Genomic DNA, 18,763 nt, shown 5'->3' on the forward strand with positions numbered 1-18,763 from the left:
CGTGCGTTACCGCTGCCGCTGCGTTCGCTCTCGCAGTGTTGATGGCAGTGTGGTGATCGGAGCGTGCGAATTGCCGCGCACCAAACAGGAGGTGTGATGACCGACCCGCTCGGGCACTCGCTTGCCGACATGGCCCGCGATCTGCTCGCAAAGCCCACGGTCCAGCAAACCTTGGACGCCATCGTGAATCACGCGGTGGACCTGGTCGACGGATGCGAGGCGGCAGGCATCCTTATCGTGCGTAGTGGCGTCGTGGACACTCTCGCGGCGAGCGACAACGTCGTCCGCGCCTCCGACCGGATCCAGAGCGATCTACACGAGGGGCCGTGCTACGACGCATCCCGCACGCTCACGGAGGCGTACCGCCTCGCCGACGTGTACGCCGCCACCGACAGGTGGCCGCGGTACGCGCCGCGAGCGCAAGAGCTGGGCATCGGCAGCGTCCTCGGCTACTTGCTGTTCACCCACGATGACCAGAATCTCGGCGCGTTGAACCTGTACTCGTCGCAGCCCGGTGTCTTCACAGATCAGTCGGAGACAGTGGGTTGGTTGCTGGCCTCCCACGCCGCGGTGGCTCTGTCGAGTGCTCGCACAGACGCGAACCTGCAGGAAGCGATCGAGACGCGGCAGAACATCGGCGAGGCGGTCGGGATTGTCATGGAACGACTCAAAATCACCGACCATGCCGCGTTCGATCTACTCGTGCGCATCTCTCAACAACAGAACGCCAAACTGCGCACCATCGCCCACACAATCGGCACCACGGGAGAAATTCCGGAGATCTCCGATCGATAGACCCCGAATATATTCTGATGCACTAGGTTCCGCGAGTTGTCTGCGTTCGACGTCAGAAGCGGTCACCTCATCGGCAACGCGGCGATCACGTATTCGATGGACGCCACGACCGAAAACGATCTCGAACAACGAGTTCGTTTGAGCTCAGGGCCCTCGGGTAGTCGGTGCCGTGCGCGGAGCTGCGTGCACGGCAGCACACCACCGTAGGAGGTGACGTCGATGGCGAATGAGAATTCGGGACCAGCAGAAGGCGTAAAGGGCGTCGTCGAAGGTGTCAAAGGCAAGGCAAAAGAAGCGGCCGGCGCCCTCAGCGGAAACGACGACATGACTCGTGAGGGCAGGGCCCAGCAGGACAAGGCCGACGCTCAGCGTGAAGCCTCCGAGAAGGAGGCAGCGGCAGAAAAGGCCCGTAGCGAGGCGAAGGCCGAAGAACAGCGCCAACGGGCGCAGCAGGACGACTGACTACGGCCTCGATTCCGCCTCGTCGAATGGCGTGGCGGAATCGTGGGGCGTTCGTCCAGGGCCGACACTATATCTCTCGTTTCGTGCTGCCCGAAAGCGGACGATCGGCCGCGGTAGATGCAGCCGCGATTGGCGGCCACGCGCCCCTGGCCGGAGACGGATTCCAGTGCGGGGATGTCCACTTCGCCGCTACGGCCGAACTCGCGACTGCACGAATTGCGAACGGGCGTAGGGATCGGTCGTGACCGGCGTCCGGGCGGAGTTCAGCGGTTGCCGAAACACTGGGCTCGTCGTAACGTTGACCGTGCGTGGTTGAGAACACAGCCCCAAGGATGGTCCGGAGACCACCGTCGGTGGCGGCAACGTACTTTGCGTACGCCTCCTCGACCAGCTGCCTGGCGCCTTAGGCATCAGCTGCACTGGCCGAATCTGATACGGCCCTCTTCGGACATCGGAGATTGCAGTCGATATTGCATGCGCGATCGGAGAGTCATGAAACTGTCACGTACCGCCCTCTCGACGAACCACCTGCCCGCGCCATCGAACGCGGCCTATCCGGCAGAGGACGCCGAGATCGTTTCGGATCCGGGACTTCAGATCGTCATCGATACGTACAACCCCGTGGTCGTCGGCCGCGTTCTCGGCGATATCGACATCCTGACCTCCCCATCACTGGCGCTCGCTCTCGCTCAATTGGCAGAGACCGAGACCCCTTTCGTGCTCGACATGACAAATGTCGGCTTCGTCAGCGCGTCCGCTCTCTCGGTTCTGTCCGAGTTCGCCACCACGTCTCGCGACCAGGGCATCCCGTGGACACTGGCCGGGAACCGTTCTCTCTTAAACCTTTTTGAAGCCACGTCGATCTGTACGGATATGTCGACATGCGCTTCGGTCGAGGAAGCGTCGCGGCAGGCTCGCGCATTCTGAGTCAGGGAGACTTGAACCTACAGTGAACGGCCCGTGGGAATTCCATTGCGTTCGTTGCGAATACGTCTTCGCCGCACCCGCAGAGGATCGTATTGCCGCCACCACCGCCGCGCGCCTGAACGGTTGGATCGTGAATCGCTCCGTGCGCGGTGACGAGATACACGAAACGGCGCTGTGCCCAGGGTGTGCCGGCGCCGCTGCTCGGCCGTCTTCGCCGAATCCGACTCGAACCACGACGGATCATTCAGTCATCCGCGAATGGGTCGAGAATCGGGGCGGCGCACCGGCAACCACCACGGATCGAGCGGAATACGAAAAGCGATTACGAATCGACTTCACCGGCGGAGCATCCGAAGAGCCCCTCCAGCGAATCGGATGGGAGCCGTGGCTGGCGAGGTTCGAGGCCGAGGGACTGGCTTTTCGCTGGCACGATGCGGATGTACCCGGCGTCGACACCAGCTATTTCGAACTCGTCCCTCGGGCCGCCGAATGACCTATGTCAAGGCGCCGGGACGGCCGGCGCGAACACGCAATACATCCTGAGCTGCGTGTACGCCACGATCGTGTGCCGCTCATGCCCATCCAGGAGGTACATGGTGCCGGGCGCCAGTGGATAGGTGGTCTCGTTGTCCCGGTCGATCAGTTCTCCGCGCCCCTCGATCAACCACACTGCTTCGATGTAGTCGGGGTAGTGGAGCGGAGTCTCGGTGTCCGGCGCCACTGTCGTCTCGTGGTAGGAGAATCCGACCTTGTCGTCCGCGAGGATGATCCGCTTGGAAGTCCAGTGATCGGAATCCACTTGCCTGTCGGTATCGGTGATGCCGGCCGTTGTGCGTACGATCATGCGTCTACCTCCGTCCGTGTTCTCAGGAATCTGTCCAGTTCGTTTCGCGCCGAACGCCCCTCGGGCATGCGGTGCATGATCCAGTTGTGGAACATGGCATGGAATTCGTTGTAATCGACGTGTACCCCGGCCGACGTCGCCCGCTCACGAAGGTGTCGTGCATCCGCCAACAGGATGTCGCTGGTGCCGGTGAAGACCGCGATCGCTGGAAATCCCGTCAGGTCCATGAACAGCGTGCTCAACTGTCGGTCGAGTGGCGACTCTTCGCCTGCGTACCAACGTCCTGCCTGTTGTAGACCCGCCATACCCAGTTCCGGGTCCTTCGGATCGATTTCGACCGAAAGCGGATCGTCCGTCGCGAGATTCAACCACGGCGAGAACAGTGCAAGCGCGGCCGGCATCGGCCCCTTTTCTTCCCGCAATTGCGCGGTCAACCACAGCGCCAGGCCGCCACCGGCTGAATCGCCGAAAACGATGCGGTCTTCGTCCGCGCGCGGGCCGACGAAACGGTCGTACGTGCCACGCACCATTCGCTGTATCGCTGGATGATGATATTCGGGAGCCATCGGATAGATCGGAAACACCACTGTGGCATCGGTGGTCTGGACGATCCGAGTGATGAACCGCCAGTGGTGTCGTTCCGGTTGTTCGACGAAAGCGCCGCCGTGTATGTGCAGTATCCGGACCGAACTTCGACGCTCTTCAGGCTTCGGGGACAGCAGGTAACACGGGAATCCGTCGACAGTCTCACGCCGTACGTTGGTCGCGCGTCGTACGAATCGAGGCGGAACTGTCCGCTTGGGGTCCTGATGGTGAGACAGGCGATCACGCATCTTGTGTGGGTCGGTGTAGAACTTCTTGCTACGCCGCGCACGTAGCGAAGCCGTCACAGCCCACGCCCGTAACGAAACCATGGACCCGCATTGCCCGGATTCGGGACTTCTCAAACAGCGTGGACCTCCGATCCGCCAGCCACCGATTCGACCTTGATTGCGTACCGCACTCTCGGGTACCCGGCCGGAAGATCGGAACGGACATCTAAAAGATGAGGTGGCGAGGCACGTGGAACGGAATGTCGAACGCGGACGCTACGACGGCGATACGTCGCGAACTCAACGCGAACACGCCGGCGAAGCTTTGACGGATGCCCGCGGGTATCCGGGCTTCATCGCGATAGGCGTGTCCTTCGTTCTTCTCGGACTCTTCCTGGTTGCTCTGGGCGGAGGGTTCGAAGGCTGGGCGATCATCGCCGGAATTGCTTGTGCAGTACTACTGATCGGGGGCGTGGTCCACGTACTCCTCGAGTACCGGCGAGTTCGTCAGATCAACAATCAGCAAGGACGGCCCGACATGGAAGGCCACTGATTCTCACAGCACGTCGAGAACAACCCATACAGCGGCTGCGGCGAAGAGCAGCACCAGCACCACAGTGGCGATGATGGCGCCTATCCCGGTAGGTGGAAAGGACCAGCTCGTTCGCGGCTCCGGTGCTGAGAGTCCTGAGGTCTGGCCCGACTCGGGCGGAGTCTCCCCGGGCGACACCCCACCGCCGGCTTCGAGGTTCGGAGTGTCTTCCGGGTCCGGGTCTGGTCCCGAAGTCGGGTCGGTCATCGGCAATTCTCCTCGTCCTCGAAATCTGCAAACGGAGCTTTGTTGTTCAGTTACCCGAAATCCAGATTTCGACACGAGGGATCTCGAAGTCACGCAAAGTGCATGTTCTCTGCTGATCTGGGTAACACTCGGCCATGACTGATCTACGCGCACTTGCACTCAATTGCTCACTCAAACCCTCACCGGCAGAATCGAGTACCGATCTGCTCGTCAAGCAGGTCCTCGACGAACTCGAAAAAGCAGGCGTGGGAACAATCGATACCGTTCGACTTGTCGACGTCGATGTTCGGCCCGGCGTAGAACGAGATATGGGCAGCGGAGACGCCTGGCCCGGCGTCGCCGAGAAGGTCATGGCGGCCGACATTCTCGTCTTCGGTACGCCGACCTGGCTCGGTCACCCCTCCAGCGTCGCGCAGCGCGCTCTCGAGCGGTTGAACGCCGAGTCTTCCCAGACCAGCGATGACGGTGTGCCAGTCCTGTTCGGAAAAGTGGCCATCGTTGCCGTGGTCGGCAATGAAGACGGCGCCCACTCGATCATCGCCGACACGTTCCAAGGGTTGAACGACTGTGGATTCAGCATTCCAGCTCACGGCGCGACTTACTGGAACGGTGAAGCGATGAGTGGCACCGATTACAAGGACCTCGAGGAAACCCCGTCGGCCGTGGTGGGCACGAACAAAACGTCCGCTCGGAACGCCGTTCATCTCGCTCGATTGTTGAGTAAGTCGGGATATAAGCCGAGCGATCAGTAAGGACCCCATGGAAACCGGGCAGTTGCATCGACTGGCGGCCGTCGACGGTCCGTTCACGTCGATCTACTTCTCCGATCCGGGAATCACGGTCTCGGCGTTCGAACGAGAAGTCCAATGGCGAGAAGAGCTGCGCCGACTCGGCGAACTCGACGTACCGAAACAACACATCGAGCACCTCGAGTCGACGGTCCTCGATGGGGCGCCGCCAGAGCCACTCGTCGGTCGCGCACTGATCGCGAACGACCAACAGATCTGGCTCGACCAACTCCTGTGCCGAGCACCGAAAACAACAATTGCGCGACACTCGCGCCTACCGCATCTGCTTCCGCTCATCGAATCCGGCCTGCCGACAACGGCGTACGCGTCGGCAGGCCGTCCGTTCGACAACCCGACTTGGGTGGAAGGTTTGTGGGCTGTGTGCGACGCCCTACGGCGCGGAGCCGTCGGCACTCTGGCAATCGGGGATCTGCGCGATCGAGAAGTCGTCGTCGGTGACATGCCGAACTGGGTTGCGACCGAGACCGACTTGGTTTCAAGCCTCGGCTCGATCACGGCAACGACCGAGCTTGCTGTCGACGCTTTGCCCTATGCGGCCGTTGCCACCGCCAGCGCGATCGTTCTCCTGCGCGGTCAGTTCTCGGTCACCGACGGATGCGGTGCTTTCATTCGCTCCGACGTCGACCGCCACGTCCCCACGACGGGAGAAACTCTTCCGGAAAGCTCGAGACACCCCGGGCCGGTGGCCGACGTCAGGCACATATAGCGCGAAGACTTCGAGGTCACGGACCTGCATCTGGCGTTGTGCGCCTGCTACGAACTGCATTGTCTTGAAGGAGGCGGAACCCCACATCTGGGTCGTGCGGCGCCTACAAGGGCAGTCGAAGGCTCAATGCCGGGCTCCGCGCGCATGGTCGCTGCCCTGAAACGTTTGGAGGCCCCGAGGGACTGCGTTCACTTCTACGCGGAACATGTGGAGGCGGATGCCGTACACGAGCAGGTGGTGCGCCACGACGTCGTCGGTGATCTGCTTCGCCGGGAACCGCACCTCGAAGCAGACGTCGTGTTCGGCATCGAGGCCACCGAATTGCTCGAGAGTCGGTTGAGCAATCACCTACACGGCGCCTGGATCGTCGGACACAACTCGTTCGTTCGTAGCAGTGATTGAAAGATGTTCATCCGGGTAATCGCCACCGTCATGGCCGCACTCTGTGAATGTCAGGAGGTCAAGGATGCCCAAGACGGCAAAGTCCGGAAGTGCCGAGAAAGGCGAACTGCCCGAGACGCTGAGGCGCTCGTCTGCGAAGGCTCAACGCACCTTCGCGAAGTCACACGATTCCGCTGCCGAGGAATACGGCGAGGGTGAACGGGCACACCGCGTCGCGTACGCCGCCCTCAAAGACAGCTTCGAGAAGGTCGGCGATCACTGGGAGGAAAAGAAGTCTCGTGGCCCGTCGGACTCACGAGCACGCAGCGGTGGTCCGAACGCCAAAGGCACATCGGCCGAAGGTGTCGATGCCAACTCCTCGAAGAAGCATCTGTACGACATCGCAAAACGACTCGATATCTCGGGACGTTCCACGATGTCCAAAGCGGAACTCGTGGAAGAGATCCAGAAGAGCAACCGACGTTCGTCTGCACGCAGCCGCGGCTGAAGGCGCTATACGGGCCGCAGGTCCGGAACGTCCTGCGCTGTGCCCGAGCCCAAAGCGTATGCGAGGTGCCCGCCGAGGGCGCCGGCTGCACCGACCAGCGAGACGGCACCAGCGCTGAGCGCCTTGGTGAGTGCATCCGGGGCCCCGCCATCGCGCCGCCGTACGTACGAGACCAATATCAAACCTGCTCCCGTGGCATTTCCCGCAGCATGTATCAATCCCACACGACGTTGGCGTTCGTCACCCACGGACCAGTCCGCCCATCCGGTGGCCAACACTCCCCCGAGAGACAGCAGACCGATCCCCAGCAGACGTCTGGACGCTGCAGCGTCGTCGGTGAAGGTGTCGAACACCGTCGCAGCAATCCAGGTGCCGATCGGGAGCGAGACGAGCGCAGGATGCAGTGGATGCCCCAGCCAGTCACCACGTAGAGCGCGATCCGCCGCCGAATCGTTCAGAACTCGCCGGATTCCGTCACGAATCGGGGTGCCGATTCCGTCGAGGGCCGTTGCCTTCTCGCTGTAGCTCAACAGCTTTCGCACAGGACGTGTCATGGTGTCAGTCCAATCTTTACGGCTCCGTCCAGCTTCTTCTGGAAAATGTCGTAGGCATGAGGGGCGTCGTCGAGCGCCATTCGGTGGGTCGCGAATCCGTCGACACCGAGAGGATCCTCATCGGTCAGTAACGGCAGAATCTCGGGAACCCAGTGCTTGACATTTGCTTGCCCCATATGGAGCTGAATCTGTTTGTCGAACATGGTCAGAAGCGGCATCGGGTCCGCGACGCCCCCGTAAACGCCGGACAGTGAAATGGTTCCACCGCGACGCACTATGTCTATCGCGCTGTACAGCGCGGAGAGACGGTCCAGTCCGGCCTTGGACAGCACCGATTTTCCCACCGCGGACGGAAGAAGTGAGGTGAGTGTCTGCGCCGCCTTCGCGACCGGCGCGCCGTGCGCTTCCATGCCGACTGCATCGATGACCGAATCGGTCCCCCGCCCGTCGGTCTTGTCTCGCACCGCGTCTGCTGGGCCGTCACCCAGAGATGCGAGGTCGAGTACGTCCACACCACGCGCTGCGGTTCGCTTCAGCCGCTCCGGAACCAAGTCGACGCCGATCACCCGGAATCCGCGATGGTGCGCGATCCTAGCCGCCATGTCGCCGATCGGCCCGAGCCCCAACACTGTCACGGAGCCGCCGGGCGGAATGTTCGCATATTCGACTGCCTGCCATGCGGTGGGCAGAACGTCGGAAAGGTATACGAAACGCGAATCCGGAGGGCCGTTCGGAACCTTGATGTGGGTGTAGTCGGCATGTGGCACGCGCAGATATTCGGCCTGACCACCCGGGACGCTTCCGTACAACTCGGAGTATCCGAAGAGGGCAGCGCCGCTGCCCATCTCACGAACCTGCGTGGTTTCGCACTGAGTCTGCAGTCCGACATCACACATCACGCAGGCACCACACGAGATCTGGAAGGGAATCACCACTCGATCACCGATGGACAGATTCGTCGCCTCGGCGCCGACTTCCACCACCTCGCCCATGGCTTCGTGGCCGAGGATGTCTCCCTGCTGCATGAAGGCGCCCAGCACTTCGTACAAATGTAGGTCGGAGCCACATATGTTCGTGGTGGTGACACGAATAACGGCGTCCGTCGGCTTCTCGATCCGTGGATCCGGAACGGTGTCCACGCGTACGTCTCTCTTACCCTGCCAAGTGACGGCCTTCATCTCGAGATCGCTCCCTTCCCGAACCTGGCGGTTCGAGCGACCGAGTACCCAAGCGCGACGTGCTCAATCCGGAGCCGCGATATTCATCTCGTCCGGGTGCGCACCGACGCGGTTGCCGTTGTCGAGGGTGTCGAGTTCGCTGAGGTCCTGATCGGTGAGCTCGAAGTCGAAGACGTCGATGTTCTGCGAGATCCGCGCCTCGTGCACCGACTTGGGTATGACGATCAGACCGTTCTGAAGGTGCCACCGGATCATGACCTGGGCCGGCGACTTGCTGTGCCGATCGGCGATGCGCGTGATCATCGGATCGACCAGCAGAGTGTTGGGCTTCGACGCCTTGCCCCAACCGGAGTTGCTGGTGCCACCGAGCGGACTCCACGACTCGACGGCGATACCGTGCTCGGACGCCTTTTCACGAATCGCACGTTGAGGCAGGTTGGGGTGCAGTTCCACCTGATCGACGGCGGGGAGCATTCCCCCGCGGTCGACCAGAAGCTGCAGGTGGTGCGGTTCGAAATTGCACACGCCCACCGACTTCGCGCGACCGGACTCGGCGATCTTCTCCAACGCCTCCCACGTGCGGAGCAGTCGCTCGTCGTTCTTCAGCGGCCAATGGATCAGATAGAGGTCGACGTAGTCGACGCCGAGCTTGTCGAGACTGGCGTCGAACGCTTTCTGCGCCGGCTCGTACCCCTGGTCGGAGTTCCAGAGTTTGGTGGTGAGAAAGACGTCTTCGCGGGCCACGCCGGAGTTGACGATTCCGCGCCCCACACCGGTCTCGTTGCCGTACGCGGCGGCGGTGTCGAGATGACGGTATCCGGCCTCGTCGAGCGCATACGCGACGCCGCGCTCCGTCTCGTCGTCGGTGGCCTGCCAGACTCCCAGACCGAGCTGCGGGATGGTGGTTCCGGAATTCAGCGAGATGTCGGGAATGCTCATCAATCCAGGCTAACGAGCCGCCGCAGTGCCTGCAGACCTCCTGCGTAAACTGGCCGACGTGACTGTGCCTACCCCGTACGAGAATCTCCTTCGGCTGGTCCAGACCGAGGGCACCGCCAAGGCCGATCGCACCGGGACCGGGACCCGGTCCGTGTTCGGCCACCAGATGCGCTGGAACCTCGCCGACGGTTTCCCGCTGGTCACCACCAAAAAAGTGCATCTCAAGTCGATCGTCTACGAACTCCTGTGGTTCCTGCGCGGCGAATCGAACGTCGGGTGGCTGCGGGACAAGGGCGTCACCATCTGGGACGAGTGGGCAGCCGACGACGGTGAGCTGGGGCCTGTGTACGGCGTGCAATGGCGAAGCTGGCCCACGCCGTCAGGCGAGCACATCGACCAGATCACGCAGGTCATCGAGACACTGAAGACCAACCCGGACTCACGGCGCATCATCGTCTCGGCCTGGAACGTCGGTGACATTCCGGAGATGGCACTCGCGCCGTGCCACGCGTTCTTCCAGTTCTACGTCGCCGACGGGAAACTGTCCTGCCAGCTGTACCAGCGCAGCGCCGACCTGTTCCTGGGCGTTCCCTTCAACATCGCCAGCTACGCCCTGCTCACCCACATGGTGGCGCAGCAGACCGGACTCGAGGTCGGTGACTTCGTCTGGACCGGCGGCGACTGCCACATCTACGACAATCACGTCGACCAGGTGAACGAGCAGCTCACTCGTGAGGCGTTCCCCTACCCGACGTTGAAGCTGAACAAGCGCGACTCGATCTTCGACTACACCTTCGAGGACGTCGAGATCGTCGGCTACGAACATCACCCCGCGATCAAGGCGCCGGTGGCCGTCTGATGGCGGATCGAAAGGTGAGCCTCGTCTGGGCGCAGACGCGCGGCGGCGTCATCGGAATCGACAACACGATTCCGTGGCACGTCCCGGAGGACATGGCCCACTTCAAAGAGGTCACCGCCGGCAAGCCGGTCGTGATGGGCCGACGCACCTGGGACTCGCTTCCGCCACGATTTCGGCCACTGCCGGGCCGACGCAACATCGTCGTGACCCGGCAATCGGGCTGGACGGACGTGGGTGCCGAGCCGGCGACTTCGGTCGAGGAAGCGCTCGCCCTGTCCACCGAGGACGTCTGTGTCACCGGCGGCTCCCAAATCTATACAGCGGCAATGCCGTTCGCCACGGAGCTGGTGGTCACCGAGATCGACGCGGAATACGACGGCGACACCTACGCACCCGAAATCGGCGAAGACTGGAAGGCCGGCACCGTCGGCGCATGGTTGCGCTCGGAGAAGAACGGGGTTCGCTTTCGTTTCGTGACCTGGACACGGCCGCGGACCGCACGCGGTTAGTCGATTCGGCGCTACCGCCACAGCCTGGTGGGTCATACTCCAAGGAAGTAATTCGCAGCAGCCCCTGCGATGTCGGACCCTGCCAGGAGTGGCTCCACATGGACAAGAAGTCTCTGACCGCCCTTGCACGCCAGCAGCTCAAGCTGGCGGCCGGAGCGTCGAGCGGCCGCAGTTCACAAACCGTGTACGGCGGACACGCACGCAGCCTCCGCCAGACGCTGGTGGCACTGACCGCCGGCCAGGGAATGGCAGAACACGAGAGCCCCGGAGAGGCCACCGTCCTGGTTCTGGACGGAAAGCTGACCCTGACGTGCGGTGACGACTCGTGGAAGGGCTCCACGGGAGACTTCCTCGTCCTACCGGCAGGGCGACACAGCGTCGAGGCAATCGAGGACGTCGCCTTCCTGCTCACCGTCGCAATGTGAGGGACCGCCTCTCCACCGCCGTCCGCGGCCTGAATCCCGGGTACTTCGCCTTCGTCATGGCGAGTGGGATCGTCTCGGTCGGTCTGCATCTACAAGACGTACGTGCGCTGTCGGCTCTCCTGCTGGTGATCGCCGCAGCCGGGTACGTCCTACTCCTCGCACTGAACGGCTGGCGCCTTGCGTGCCACCGGACCGAGATGCTCGACGATCTGAACGATGCACGGCGCGGATTCGGCTACTTCACCTTCATCGCCGGGACCAACGTTCTCGGTGTTCGCCTCGCTATGGACGACCACCACATATTCACCGCCGTCCTGTTCGTGATAGCCGTGGCGGTATGGCTCGTGCTGGGATACGTCGTGCCGTGGACCGCTGTACTCGGCACCGAGGAACGGCCGGTCATCGCCCGGGCCAACGGCACGTGGTTCGTGTGGGTGGTGGCGAGCCAATCGATCGCGGTCTCCGCTGCGACCCTCGAGCCCATCTACGACGGTGCCCGCGAGATCCTCGCGGGTGTCGCCGTCGTGTCGTGGTCGGTCGGCATATTCCTCTACGCGGCAGCTGGAATCTTCGTGGCAGCGCGCATGCTGATGTACCCAGTGCGCCCGAAAGACCTGTCGGCGCCTTACTGGATCGCAATGGGCGCGTGCGCCATCACCGTCCTCGCCGGCGCACGGATCCTCGAGATGGCCCACACGCCCATGACATCGGCGACCCACGGTCTCGTTTCCGGTCTGTCCGTGATGTTCTGGGCGTTCGCCACCTGGCTCGTTCCGGTCCTGGTCGCGGCCGGTTGGTGGCGGCACATCCGCAATCGGGTCCCGCTGCGCTACGACGCATCACTGTGGAGCATCGTCTTTCCGCTCGGCATGTACGCGGTAGCGGGGATCTACCTGGGTGACGCCGACGACCTATCCCTCGTGCGCGCCATCGGAAGCGCGGAACTGATAGTCGCCGTCGTCGCCTGGATCTGCGCCACCGCGGTCATGTCACGTCACCTGTGGCGCACGATCCTCACCGACAGGGCCGCGTGACAGGCTCGGCGCCGAGCCGAGCCTGTCACCTTCGACAACCGTGCGCAGCTACCCCGACAAACCCAACTTCAGCCCGTCCGCCGAGCCGCTGGGTAGCCGAAGGTTCGCGTCCGGGACGCCCGTGCCATCCGGGCCGAACGGCACCTCGGGCGCGTAATCACTGGTACCGGGCGCAGCCTGCAAGGTAGTGATGTATTTCCACAATCCGTCGGCCAGCGCTCCGCCACCGAGTGCCAGCGTGCCGATGACACCGCCTCCGGCGGCGAACGCAGCCATCGTCGCCGGCACGGTGGCCAGACACCCGGGGCCGACGACCAGGCACGAGCCCAGCCCGACCACTCCCCCGACTGCCGCGCCGACCAAGAGTCCGATGAGGCTGCCCACAGCAGGCCCCTTGCTCATCTGACCGGCGAAATCGTTCATCGCCAACTGGTTCTCCATGGGAGAAGCCACGGCGTGGATGCCGGTCTCCGGCGCCAACTCCAAGGTGCGACCACCGTCGGTGATGTCGTGGTCGATCGAGTGCGATACGCCGTCCAGGATGTAATCGAGCGGAAGTGCGACCAACTGCACGCCTTCGTCGTCACGGACCGCAACCGATCGGCCATCCGGCGCCGGAACGAAAGTGGCAGCATCCATGGTCGTGACGACGGAGCCGTTGCCCGTCGAGATGTGATACCCCAAGGGCGCGTCCGATTGGGGTGCGGCGGTCGCGGGAGTCGCAGCGATCGTGACCGTGCACGACACTGCGAGCGCCACCAAAGCTGTTGCGCGAAAATTCTTCACGTCGCCCTCGGTTCAGTTCTCGGCTGCGGGTTGCGGGGACGGCACGCCCGGTTGCCCCTGAAGATCGGCGGCGTACCTGCTCGTACCCGGCTCGGCATCGAGGGTGGTCACGTAGTCGTACACGGCCACACCGGCAGTGGGGCCACCGCCGATGACCAGACCGGCAATGCCGCCCACACCCGAGACCAGTGCCATGATCGGCAGTACTGCAACCACACATCCGATGCTGAGCACCGCGCACGCAGCGCCCGCGAGAACGAAGCCGACACCGACACCGAGCACTGCCCCGACTGCCGTACCCACGAGGGACCCGATCGATGTCCCGATACTGACCGCGTTGATCAGATCGTTCATCGCCAACTGGTTCTCCAGAGGAGAAGCCACGGGCTTCAGCGCCGAGCGATCCAGATTATCGAGGTTCGGCGTGAGCCGCAGCATGCTGCCGTCCTCGGAGATCGCCGATCCGACCGGTACGTTCTGGCCATCGAGGTTCACTGCCAAGGGCAGTGAGTCCAACAGATTTCCAGCCGTGTCCCGGACACCGATGGATTGCCGATCGTCGGCGAGCACGAACGTTCCGTTGTCCAGAGTGGTGAGCACCGAGTCGCTGTCGAGTGTCGCCTGGTAACTCACCGGCGGCGGAGCACTCGGAGCGGGGTCCGCGACGGCGGGGGTGGCACTGACGATGCTGGCGGCAACGGCGGCCGCTGTGAGCGAGACGAGACGAAGTTTCATTCCTGGTTCCTCATCATGTTGCGAGTGTGAGACCGATTGCTGACGTGTACTTTTCGAGCCGCAGATCACGAACGGGTGCTCACCACCTCCCCGTCTGCAGTGCTGCGTCGACCCGCGAGCGCGAGCGACAGCACGACACCGAGAATCGCGACGATGCCGCAGCATCCCCAGACCAGGACGTACGCGTACTCGTTCGAGAGGGTGTAGCCGCCGAGTGACAGATCGAGGAGGTGTCGGTTCATAAGGACGGCGAAGACGGCACCGGACAGCGCGCCGGCAATCGTCTTGAGAGTGTTGTAGACACCGGTTCCGATACCCGTCTGGTCGTGCGGGAGTGCCGCGATGATCAGCACCGGCAGCGATCCGAGGACCAGGCCCATACCCAGGCCGGTGAGTGTGAAGGCGACAAGAAACTGCCACGGGTGATCGTGTGCGACGACGAAGAAGCCGAAACCACTCGCAAGCAAACCGAACCCGACCGTCATGGTGATGTGAGCGCCGATGACCTTGACGATGCGATCGGCCAAGGTCGCACCCACGAACGCGCCGAGACCCGTGGGTAGCGCAAGTAGCGCCAGATGCATGGTGTCGTAACCGAACCCGAAGCCGACTTCGGAGGGTGTGGCGATGAAGGTCGCGCTGGCAGTCTGGTAGCCGAACATGATGAAGCCGAGAATGAAGCTGAGCGCGTACAGCGGAGCAAGAGAGCGATTCGCGATCAGACGCAGGTCGATGAGCGGACTGCTCCCGGTCAGCTCGACGCGGCAGAAAACCAACAGGGCCACAACTCCGCACACGAACAACGCGATGACCGCGGGCGAACTCCAACCCCAGGTTCCGCCCCTGGCCAAGCCGAGCAGCACTGTTCCGATACCCAGTGACAGCAGTGCGGCGCCGGGCCAATCGAGACGGCTGAAGCTACGAGTGGTCGACTCGGGAATCAGGAAGTAGACGACCGGCAGGCAAGCCAGGGTGCACGCGGCAGGAAACCACAAGAGAGCGTGCAGGTTCGAGGTGTACTGAGACAGAAAGCCGATACCCAGCGAACCGATGGTGGCACCGAGAAGAATTGCTCCGGCGAGCATCCCGACAGCCGCACCGGCTCTCTTGCCTCCGACGCGATCGCGGACGATCGCGAACTCGAGTGGCAGCCACACTGCGAAAACGCCCTGGAGAGCACGTCCCACCAGCAGCAAGGTGAAGTTGTCGGCCGTCGCGACGATCACGGATCCAAGAGCGACGCACGTCATCGTGATCTGGATGATCCGGCGGTGACTGTAGATGTCTCCCAGCTTCGCGAGCAGCGGAACGGAGATACTCGAGACGAGCAGGAAGACGGTGTTCACCCAGTTCAGATCGCCGGAGCTGACCTCCATCTCTCGTCCCATGAGCGGAATGACCGCGGGTATGGAGCCTTGCAGAATGCCGCTACACAACTCGATGAACACGAGAAAGCCGATGACAGTGAGCAATCGGCGGTTCGGTTGATGCTCGTCTGTGGTGCCGGTTGTGGCATAGGTCGCGGACATGCTTCTCCTAGCTGTGTGAGTGGCGGGCATGCGAATCGCATGCGAATTGGAGAACGACACACCGGCACTGGAAGCCAGGCATTCAGGCGCGGCCCTCATGGATTCCGTTTCGTCCGGGTCGACTCACAGTCCGCTGAACCGCGCCCGGTGTCAATACGCTACCGTCAGTAGCGCTAAACGTTACCAAACTGTTACTTTACCGAGAACTGGGTCGCCTATACGCCCGTCAGAACGGATAACGTCCCGTACGGTGGCCGAACAGAACAGGAAACGATTAGTGTCGTTTAGGTACGAATTGGAGGACATCGATGAACGGGACACCACGAGGCGCGGGTCTCTACACCGACGCACAGCAGGCCGTGACTCACTGGCGGGATCGCCTCGTCGAACTGAGCCACAGCCTTCACCGCGAACCGGAACTCGCCTTCGCCGAATACGCGTCGGCCGACAAGGTTGCCACCGCGCTGGAGGACGCCGGCTTCGACGTGCAACGCGGGGTATGCGGCCTGCCGACTGCCCTCGTCGCCGAGTACGGCACAGGAGATCTCACTGTCGGAATCTGTGCCGAGTACGACGCCCTGCCGGAGATCGGACATGCCTGCGGCCACAACGTCATCGCCGCGGCCGGCGTGGGTGCGGCGATCGCACTGAAAGCCGTCGCCGATACCGCCGGCATCCGGGTGAAGCTGCTCGGGACACCTGCCGAGGAGCACGGCTGCGGCAAGGTGCTGATGCTAGAACGCGGAGCCTTCGACGACGTCACCGTCGCGATGATGGCGCACCCGAGTCCGGTGGACCTCGCCTCCGCAGATCTGGGGACGATGGCGTCCTGCCGGTTCGAAGCGATGTTCACCGGCCGATCCGCCCACGCGGCAGGCATGCCGCAGCAGGGCATCAATGCCGCGGACGCCGCTGTGGTCGCGCAGGTAGCGGTGGCGCTGCTCCGCCAGCAAACAGCACCGGACGCCCGAATCGCCGGGTTCGTGCACGAAGCTGGAACTCGCACGAACATCATTCCCGACCGTGCGGTTCTCGAGTACGAGGTCCGGATGCCCACCATCGCTCGACTCGCGGATCTGAAGGGACGCGTCCTGAACTGCTTCCACGGCGCTGCGCTGGCCACCGGCACCACCGTGGAGATCGTGGAGTCGCACCCCGACTACATCGACATGCGCAACGATCCGTGGCTGACAGAGAGGTACGCGGAGCATCTGAAGGCAGCCGGTCGCACGGCGTTCCCGATGCCGCCCGGTCCACTCGGAGCCTCGACCGACATGGGAAACGTCAGCCACGTCCTGCCCTCCATCCACCCGTGGATCGGTATCGAGGGGATCGAGGCGCTCCCGCACAGTCCGGCGTTCGCCGAAGAAATGACCGGCGCCGCGGCCGACGCTGCACTCCTGGACGCCGCAGTGTTGCTCGCACACACCGCGATCGACCTCGCTCTCGACACCGAACACCGCTCGCACTACGTGGAACTGCACACCGCTCGGCTCTCGACGCCACCACGCGCTTCCACCCAGGCCACCAGCTGACGCCTGCCGCCGTCACTCGGCGGCTAGGCTCGTCCCCGAGCAACCGGTGCACCCGACAACCGACACCGGTGCACCGACAACCGACAAGGGGAGACGCATGTCTGCGGAATCCACGGGCGTCAACGCACGGCGGCGGGGGCGGCCACGCGACGAGCAGGCTCGCCTCCGCGTCATGGAAGCCGCCGGCGAGCTCCTCGACGAAGTCGGTTACGCGATCACGATGGACGGGCTGGCCGCCCGCGCCGGCGTGGCGAAGAAGACGATGTACCGGTGGTGGCCGAACAAGGCTGCGATCGTCACCGACGTACTGATCGAACGTTCCCCGGTCCTGTCGATCCCCGATGTCGGTGACACCCGCGCCGAACTGCTCAGGACGTTCGAACTCGGAGCCAGTTACGCCGAAGGTGGATTCGGCGGCAGCATCGACGTGATGCTCGAGGTCGTACGCGAAGACGTCGCGGCGGCAACACGTCTGCGCGAGCACGTCATCGGCCCGCGCCGAGAAATCGCACGCGGCGCAGTGCAGCGCGGCATCGCGCGCGGAGACCTCCCGGCCGACATCGATATCGACGCACTCATCGATTTGTGGAACGGCTTCGTCTTCTTCCGAGGCTTCGTCCGCCCGGCGACGTTGCCCCCGCACACCGTCAACCAGTTGATCGACCTGGCGGTAGCAGGCCATGTACCCAGATTGGCCCGAACGTCGACCTCGTGAGAGGTGGGTGGGCTACCGCTCCCGCCGGGGGCGGACGACCATGACCGGACAGTCTGCAGTGTGAACCAGGGCGTTACTGGTGGACCCGAGGAGCATGCCGGTCAGCCCGCCGCGGCCGCGCCTGCCGACCACGATCAGCTGTGCGTCCTCCGCGAATCCGCTCAGGACTCGCACGGGGCGGTCACGCGCCACGATCCGTTCCACGACGACGTCGGGAAAACGGCTGCTGTGTCCCGCGATCCGCTCGGACAGCACCGCTTCTTCCGCAGTCTGAATTCGACTCCAGTGTGGATCCGCAGGGGCGGCGCCGAGTGACGGTTGCACACTCACATCGCTCCACACGTGCACCGCGACGAGCTTCGCTCCGCGCAGGGACGCCTCCTGGAAGGCGACCTCCGTTGCCGCCTCGCTGTGTTCGGAACCGTCCACGCCCACCACGATCGGCCCCTCGGCCGGAGGCCGGCCGTCCGTCGTGCGCCCCCGGACCACCACTACCGGCGACTCTGCGTGGGCAAGCGTGGCAGCGGCTGTCGATCCCACCACGAGGCCGGTGAACTCGCCGTGGCCTCGTGATCCGAGCACCACCATGCGAGCCGCCTTCGACAGCTCGACAAGGGTGGACGCAACCTTGCCGCGGTGCCCCTCCGTCTTCACGTCGAGGGTGCCTGACGCGGACTGCCGGGCGAACGCCTTCGCGTCCGCGAGGTACCGACGAGCAGATTCTTCGAGCTCGTCCCGAAAGCTCTCCGCCAGATACGGCTCGGAGTAGTAGAACGACGGTATGTGGACAACCGACACGATGTGGAGCGGCCGCGATGCAGATACTGCAGCGCGCGCTGCCCATCCGACTGCCTGCGTCGCAGATTCCGATCCGTCGACCGCCACCACTATCGGCCGGTTGTCACTCATACCCTCACTCCTG

Annotated in this window: 24 protein-coding genes and 1 pseudogene; 15 read left to right on the forward strand and 10 right to left on the reverse strand. The window is 63.5% G+C overall.

Annotation, left to right across the window (positions count from 1 at the left end):
- Positions 1 to 96: 96 nt before the first annotated feature.
- The 4 genes from ACZI8R_RS13175 (at position 97) to ACZI8R_RS13190 (ending at position 2,677) form a co-directional block, all read left to right on the forward strand.
- Positions 97 to 795 (forward strand): GAF and ANTAR domain-containing protein, encoded by a 699-nt coding sequence (locus ACZI8R_RS13175; protein ID WP_463380075.1) that lies wholly within the window; start codon positions 97 to 99, stop codon positions 793 to 795.
- 219 nt (positions 796 to 1,014) lie between these two features.
- Complete coding sequence (gene mbp1, locus ACZI8R_RS13180; RefSeq protein ID WP_463380076.1) at positions 1,015 to 1,257, forward strand: microaggregate-binding protein 1; 243 nt, start codon at positions 1,015 to 1,017, stop codon at positions 1,255 to 1,257.
- Positions 1,258 to 1,749: 492 nt separating this feature from the next.
- The gene (locus tag ACZI8R_RS13185) at positions 1,750 to 2,184 is read left to right on the forward strand and encodes an STAS domain-containing protein (RefSeq protein WP_463380077.1); all 435 of its coding nucleotides are present in this window, start codon (positions 1,750 to 1,752) and stop codon (positions 2,182 to 2,184) included.
- Positions 2,185 to 2,206: 22 nt separating this feature from the next.
- Positions 2,207 to 2,677, forward strand: a complete 471-nt coding sequence (locus ACZI8R_RS13190; RefSeq protein ID WP_463380078.1) for a hypothetical protein — start codon at positions 2,207 to 2,209, stop codon at positions 2,675 to 2,677.
- A gap of 6 nt (positions 2,678 to 2,683) precedes the next feature.
- Here ACZI8R_RS13190 and ACZI8R_RS13195 read toward each other — a convergent pair whose 3' ends face one another.
- Both ACZI8R_RS13195 and ACZI8R_RS13200 read right to left on the reverse strand, forming a co-directional pair.
- The gene (locus ACZI8R_RS13195; protein ID WP_463380079.1) at positions 2,684 to 3,028 is read right to left on the reverse strand and encodes an ectoine synthase; all 345 of its coding nucleotides are present in this window, start codon (positions 3,026 to 3,028) and stop codon (positions 2,684 to 2,686) included.
- The gene (locus ACZI8R_RS13200) at positions 3,025 to 3,918 is read right to left on the reverse strand and encodes an alpha/beta hydrolase fold domain-containing protein (RefSeq protein WP_463380080.1); all 894 of its coding nucleotides are present in this window, start codon (positions 3,916 to 3,918) and stop codon (positions 3,025 to 3,027) included. Before ACZI8R_RS13200 ends, ACZI8R_RS13195 begins: the two co-directional genes overlap by 4 nt.
- Positions 3,919 to 4,090: 172 nt before the next feature.
- On the opposite strand from ACZI8R_RS13200, the gene ACZI8R_RS13205 reads away from it, so the two are divergent.
- Positions 4,091 to 4,393: a hypothetical protein gene (locus ACZI8R_RS13205; RefSeq protein WP_463380081.1), complete on the forward strand. Its 303-nt coding sequence runs from the start codon at positions 4,091 to 4,093 to the stop codon at positions 4,391 to 4,393.
- Between the two features lie 3 nt (positions 4,394 to 4,396).
- Here the strand turns inward: ACZI8R_RS13205 and ACZI8R_RS13210 are convergent, their stop codons facing one another.
- Positions 4,397 to 4,639 (reverse strand): DUF6480 family protein, encoded by a 243-nt coding sequence (locus tag ACZI8R_RS13210; RefSeq protein WP_463380082.1) that lies wholly within the window; start codon positions 4,637 to 4,639, stop codon positions 4,397 to 4,399.
- 134 nt (positions 4,640 to 4,773) lie between these two features.
- Between ACZI8R_RS13210 and ACZI8R_RS13215 the strand changes: the two genes are divergently transcribed.
- The 4 genes and pseudogenes from ACZI8R_RS13215 (at position 4,774) to ACZI8R_RS13230 (ending at position 7,043) form a co-directional block, all read left to right on the forward strand.
- Positions 4,774 to 5,391, forward strand: coding sequence for a flavodoxin family protein (locus ACZI8R_RS13215; protein WP_463380083.1), 618 nt, complete (start codon positions 4,774 to 4,776; stop codon positions 5,389 to 5,391).
- A gap of 7 nt (positions 5,392 to 5,398) precedes the next feature.
- A complete protein-coding gene (locus ACZI8R_RS13220; protein ID WP_463380084.1) occupies positions 5,399 to 6,154 on the forward strand; it encodes a hypothetical protein in 756 nt (251 codons plus the stop codon).
- A gap of 123 nt (positions 6,155 to 6,277) precedes the next feature.
- Positions 6,278 to 6,556: pseudogene (locus ACZI8R_RS13225) on the forward strand (iron-containing redox enzyme family protein); the annotation flags it as partial.
- Positions 6,557 to 6,620: 64 nt separating this feature from the next.
- Positions 6,621 to 7,043, forward strand: a complete 423-nt coding sequence (locus ACZI8R_RS13230) for a ChaB family protein (protein ID WP_463380085.1) — start codon at positions 6,621 to 6,623, stop codon at positions 7,041 to 7,043.
- 5 nt (positions 7,044 to 7,048) lie between these two features.
- Here ACZI8R_RS13230 and ACZI8R_RS13235 read toward each other — a convergent pair whose 3' ends face one another.
- The 3 genes from ACZI8R_RS13235 to ACZI8R_RS13245 all read right to left on the reverse strand — a co-directional run bounded on the left by ACZI8R_RS13235 (position 7,049) and on the right by ACZI8R_RS13245 (position 9,714).
- Entirely contained in the window at positions 7,049 to 7,597 is a 549-nt protein-coding gene (locus ACZI8R_RS13235) for a DUF2231 domain-containing protein (RefSeq protein ID WP_463380086.1), read from the reverse strand.
- Complete coding sequence (locus ACZI8R_RS13240; protein ID WP_463380087.1) at positions 7,594 to 8,775, reverse strand: alcohol dehydrogenase catalytic domain-containing protein; 1,182 nt, start codon at positions 8,773 to 8,775, stop codon at positions 7,594 to 7,596. Before ACZI8R_RS13240 ends, ACZI8R_RS13235 begins: the two co-directional genes overlap by 4 nt.
- Positions 8,776 to 8,838: 63 nt before the next feature.
- Positions 8,839 to 9,714 (reverse strand): aldo/keto reductase, encoded by an 876-nt coding sequence (locus tag ACZI8R_RS13245; RefSeq protein ID WP_463380088.1) that lies wholly within the window; start codon positions 9,712 to 9,714, stop codon positions 8,839 to 8,841.
- A gap of 58 nt (positions 9,715 to 9,772) precedes the next feature.
- On the opposite strand from ACZI8R_RS13245, the gene ACZI8R_RS13250 reads away from it, so the two are divergent.
- From ACZI8R_RS13250 to ACZI8R_RS13265, 4 genes are all read left to right on the forward strand, one after another.
- Positions 9,773 to 10,573, forward strand: a complete 801-nt coding sequence (locus tag ACZI8R_RS13250; protein WP_463380089.1) for a thymidylate synthase — start codon at positions 9,773 to 9,775, stop codon at positions 10,571 to 10,573.
- On the forward strand, positions 10,573 to 11,082 hold the full coding sequence (locus ACZI8R_RS13255) for a dihydrofolate reductase (RefSeq protein ID WP_463380090.1): 510 nt from the start codon (positions 10,573 to 10,575) through the stop codon (positions 11,080 to 11,082). Before ACZI8R_RS13250 ends, ACZI8R_RS13255 begins: the two co-directional genes overlap by 1 nt.
- Positions 11,083 to 11,180: 98 nt before the next feature.
- Positions 11,181 to 11,507, forward strand: a complete 327-nt coding sequence (locus tag ACZI8R_RS13260; protein WP_463380091.1) for a cupin domain-containing protein — start codon at positions 11,181 to 11,183, stop codon at positions 11,505 to 11,507.
- Positions 11,504 to 12,541 (forward strand): tellurite resistance/C4-dicarboxylate transporter family protein, encoded by a 1,038-nt coding sequence (locus ACZI8R_RS13265; protein ID WP_463380092.1) that lies wholly within the window; start codon positions 11,504 to 11,506, stop codon positions 12,539 to 12,541. Before ACZI8R_RS13260 ends, ACZI8R_RS13265 begins: the two co-directional genes overlap by 4 nt.
- Before the next feature lie 48 nt (positions 12,542 to 12,589).
- Here ACZI8R_RS13265 and ACZI8R_RS13270 read toward each other — a convergent pair whose 3' ends face one another.
- From ACZI8R_RS13270 to ACZI8R_RS13280, 3 genes are all read right to left on the reverse strand, one after another.
- Positions 12,590 to 13,327, reverse strand: a complete 738-nt coding sequence (locus ACZI8R_RS13270) for a DUF8020 domain-containing protein (RefSeq protein WP_463380093.1) — start codon at positions 13,325 to 13,327, stop codon at positions 12,590 to 12,592.
- A gap of 12 nt (positions 13,328 to 13,339) precedes the next feature.
- Entirely contained in the window at positions 13,340 to 14,062 is a 723-nt protein-coding gene (locus ACZI8R_RS13275) for a DUF8020 domain-containing protein (protein WP_463380094.1), read from the reverse strand.
- Between the two features lie 65 nt (positions 14,063 to 14,127).
- Complete coding sequence (locus ACZI8R_RS13280) at positions 14,128 to 15,591, reverse strand: MFS transporter (protein WP_463380095.1); 1,464 nt, start codon at positions 15,589 to 15,591, stop codon at positions 14,128 to 14,130.
- Positions 15,592 to 15,899: 308 nt separating this feature from the next.
- On the opposite strand from ACZI8R_RS13280, the gene ACZI8R_RS13285 reads away from it, so the two are divergent.
- Positions 15,900 to 17,126: an amidohydrolase gene (locus ACZI8R_RS13285; RefSeq protein WP_463380096.1), complete on the forward strand. Its 1,227-nt coding sequence runs from the start codon at positions 15,900 to 15,902 to the stop codon at positions 17,124 to 17,126.
- A gap of 97 nt (positions 17,127 to 17,223) precedes the next feature.
- Entirely contained in the window at positions 17,224 to 17,841 is a 618-nt protein-coding gene (locus tag ACZI8R_RS13290) for a TetR/AcrR family transcriptional regulator (protein ID WP_463380097.1), read from the forward strand.
- Between the two features lie 12 nt (positions 17,842 to 17,853).
- Here ACZI8R_RS13290 and ACZI8R_RS13295 read toward each other — a convergent pair whose 3' ends face one another.
- Positions 17,854 to 18,750 carry a universal stress protein gene (locus tag ACZI8R_RS13295; protein WP_463380098.1) on the reverse strand — a complete coding sequence of 299 codons (897 nt, stop codon included), beginning with the start codon at positions 18,748 to 18,750 and terminating at the stop codon, positions 17,854 to 17,856.
- Positions 18,751 to 18,763 lie beyond the last annotated feature (13 nt).

The sequence above is a fragment of the Rhodococcus huquni genome, from assembly GCF_055231055.1.

Excerpts from the sequence above, each read along its gene's own strand:
- ACZI8R_RS13175 (WP_463380075.1), top strand. The coding sequence starts at position 97 with ATGACCGACCCGCTCGGGCACTCGCTTGCCGACATGGCCCGCGATCTG.
- mbp1 (WP_463380076.1), top strand. The coding sequence starts at position 1,015 with ATGGCGAATGAGAATTCGGGACCAGCAGAAGGCGTAAAGGGCGTCGTC.
- ACZI8R_RS13185 (WP_463380077.1), top strand. The coding sequence starts at position 1,750 with ATGAAACTGTCACGTACCGCCCTCTCGACGAACCACCTGCCCGCGCCA.
- ACZI8R_RS13195 (WP_463380079.1), bottom strand. The coding sequence starts at position 3,028 with ATGATCGTACGCACAACGGCCGGCATCACCGATACCGACAGGCAAGTG.
- ACZI8R_RS13210 (WP_463380082.1), bottom strand. The coding sequence starts at position 4,639 with ATGACCGACCCGACTTCGGGACCAGACCCGGACCCGGAAGACACTCCG.
- ACZI8R_RS13215 (WP_463380083.1), top strand. The coding sequence starts at position 4,774 with ATGACTGATCTACGCGCACTTGCACTCAATTGCTCACTCAAACCCTCA.
- ACZI8R_RS13220 (WP_463380084.1), top strand. The coding sequence starts at position 5,399 with ATGGAAACCGGGCAGTTGCATCGACTGGCGGCCGTCGACGGTCCGTTC.
- ACZI8R_RS13230 (WP_463380085.1), top strand. The coding sequence starts at position 6,621 with ATGCCCAAGACGGCAAAGTCCGGAAGTGCCGAGAAAGGCGAACTGCCC.
- ACZI8R_RS13235 (WP_463380086.1), bottom strand. The coding sequence starts at position 7,597 with ATGACACGTCCTGTGCGAAAGCTGTTGAGCTACAGCGAGAAGGCAACG.
- ACZI8R_RS13240 (WP_463380087.1), bottom strand. The coding sequence starts at position 8,775 with ATGAAGGCCGTCACTTGGCAGGGTAAGAGAGACGTACGCGTGGACACC.
- ACZI8R_RS13245 (WP_463380088.1), bottom strand. The coding sequence starts at position 9,714 with ATGAGCATTCCCGACATCTCGCTGAATTCCGGAACCACCATCCCGCAG.
- ACZI8R_RS13255 (WP_463380090.1), top strand. The coding sequence starts at position 10,573 with ATGGCGGATCGAAAGGTGAGCCTCGTCTGGGCGCAGACGCGCGGCGGC.
- ACZI8R_RS13260 (WP_463380091.1), top strand. The coding sequence starts at position 11,181 with ATGGACAAGAAGTCTCTGACCGCCCTTGCACGCCAGCAGCTCAAGCTG.
- ACZI8R_RS13275 (WP_463380094.1), bottom strand. The coding sequence starts at position 14,062 with ATGAAACTTCGTCTCGTCTCGCTCACAGCGGCCGCCGTTGCCGCCAGC.
- ACZI8R_RS13280 (WP_463380095.1), bottom strand. The coding sequence starts at position 15,591 with ATGTCCGCGACCTATGCCACAACCGGCACCACAGACGAGCATCAACCG.
- ACZI8R_RS13285 (WP_463380096.1), top strand. The coding sequence starts at position 15,900 with ATGAACGGGACACCACGAGGCGCGGGTCTCTACACCGACGCACAGCAG.
- ACZI8R_RS13290 (WP_463380097.1), top strand. The coding sequence starts at position 17,224 with ATGTCTGCGGAATCCACGGGCGTCAACGCACGGCGGCGGGGGCGGCCA.
- ACZI8R_RS13295 (WP_463380098.1), bottom strand. The coding sequence starts at position 18,750 with ATGAGTGACAACCGGCCGATAGTGGTGGCGGTCGACGGATCGGAATCT.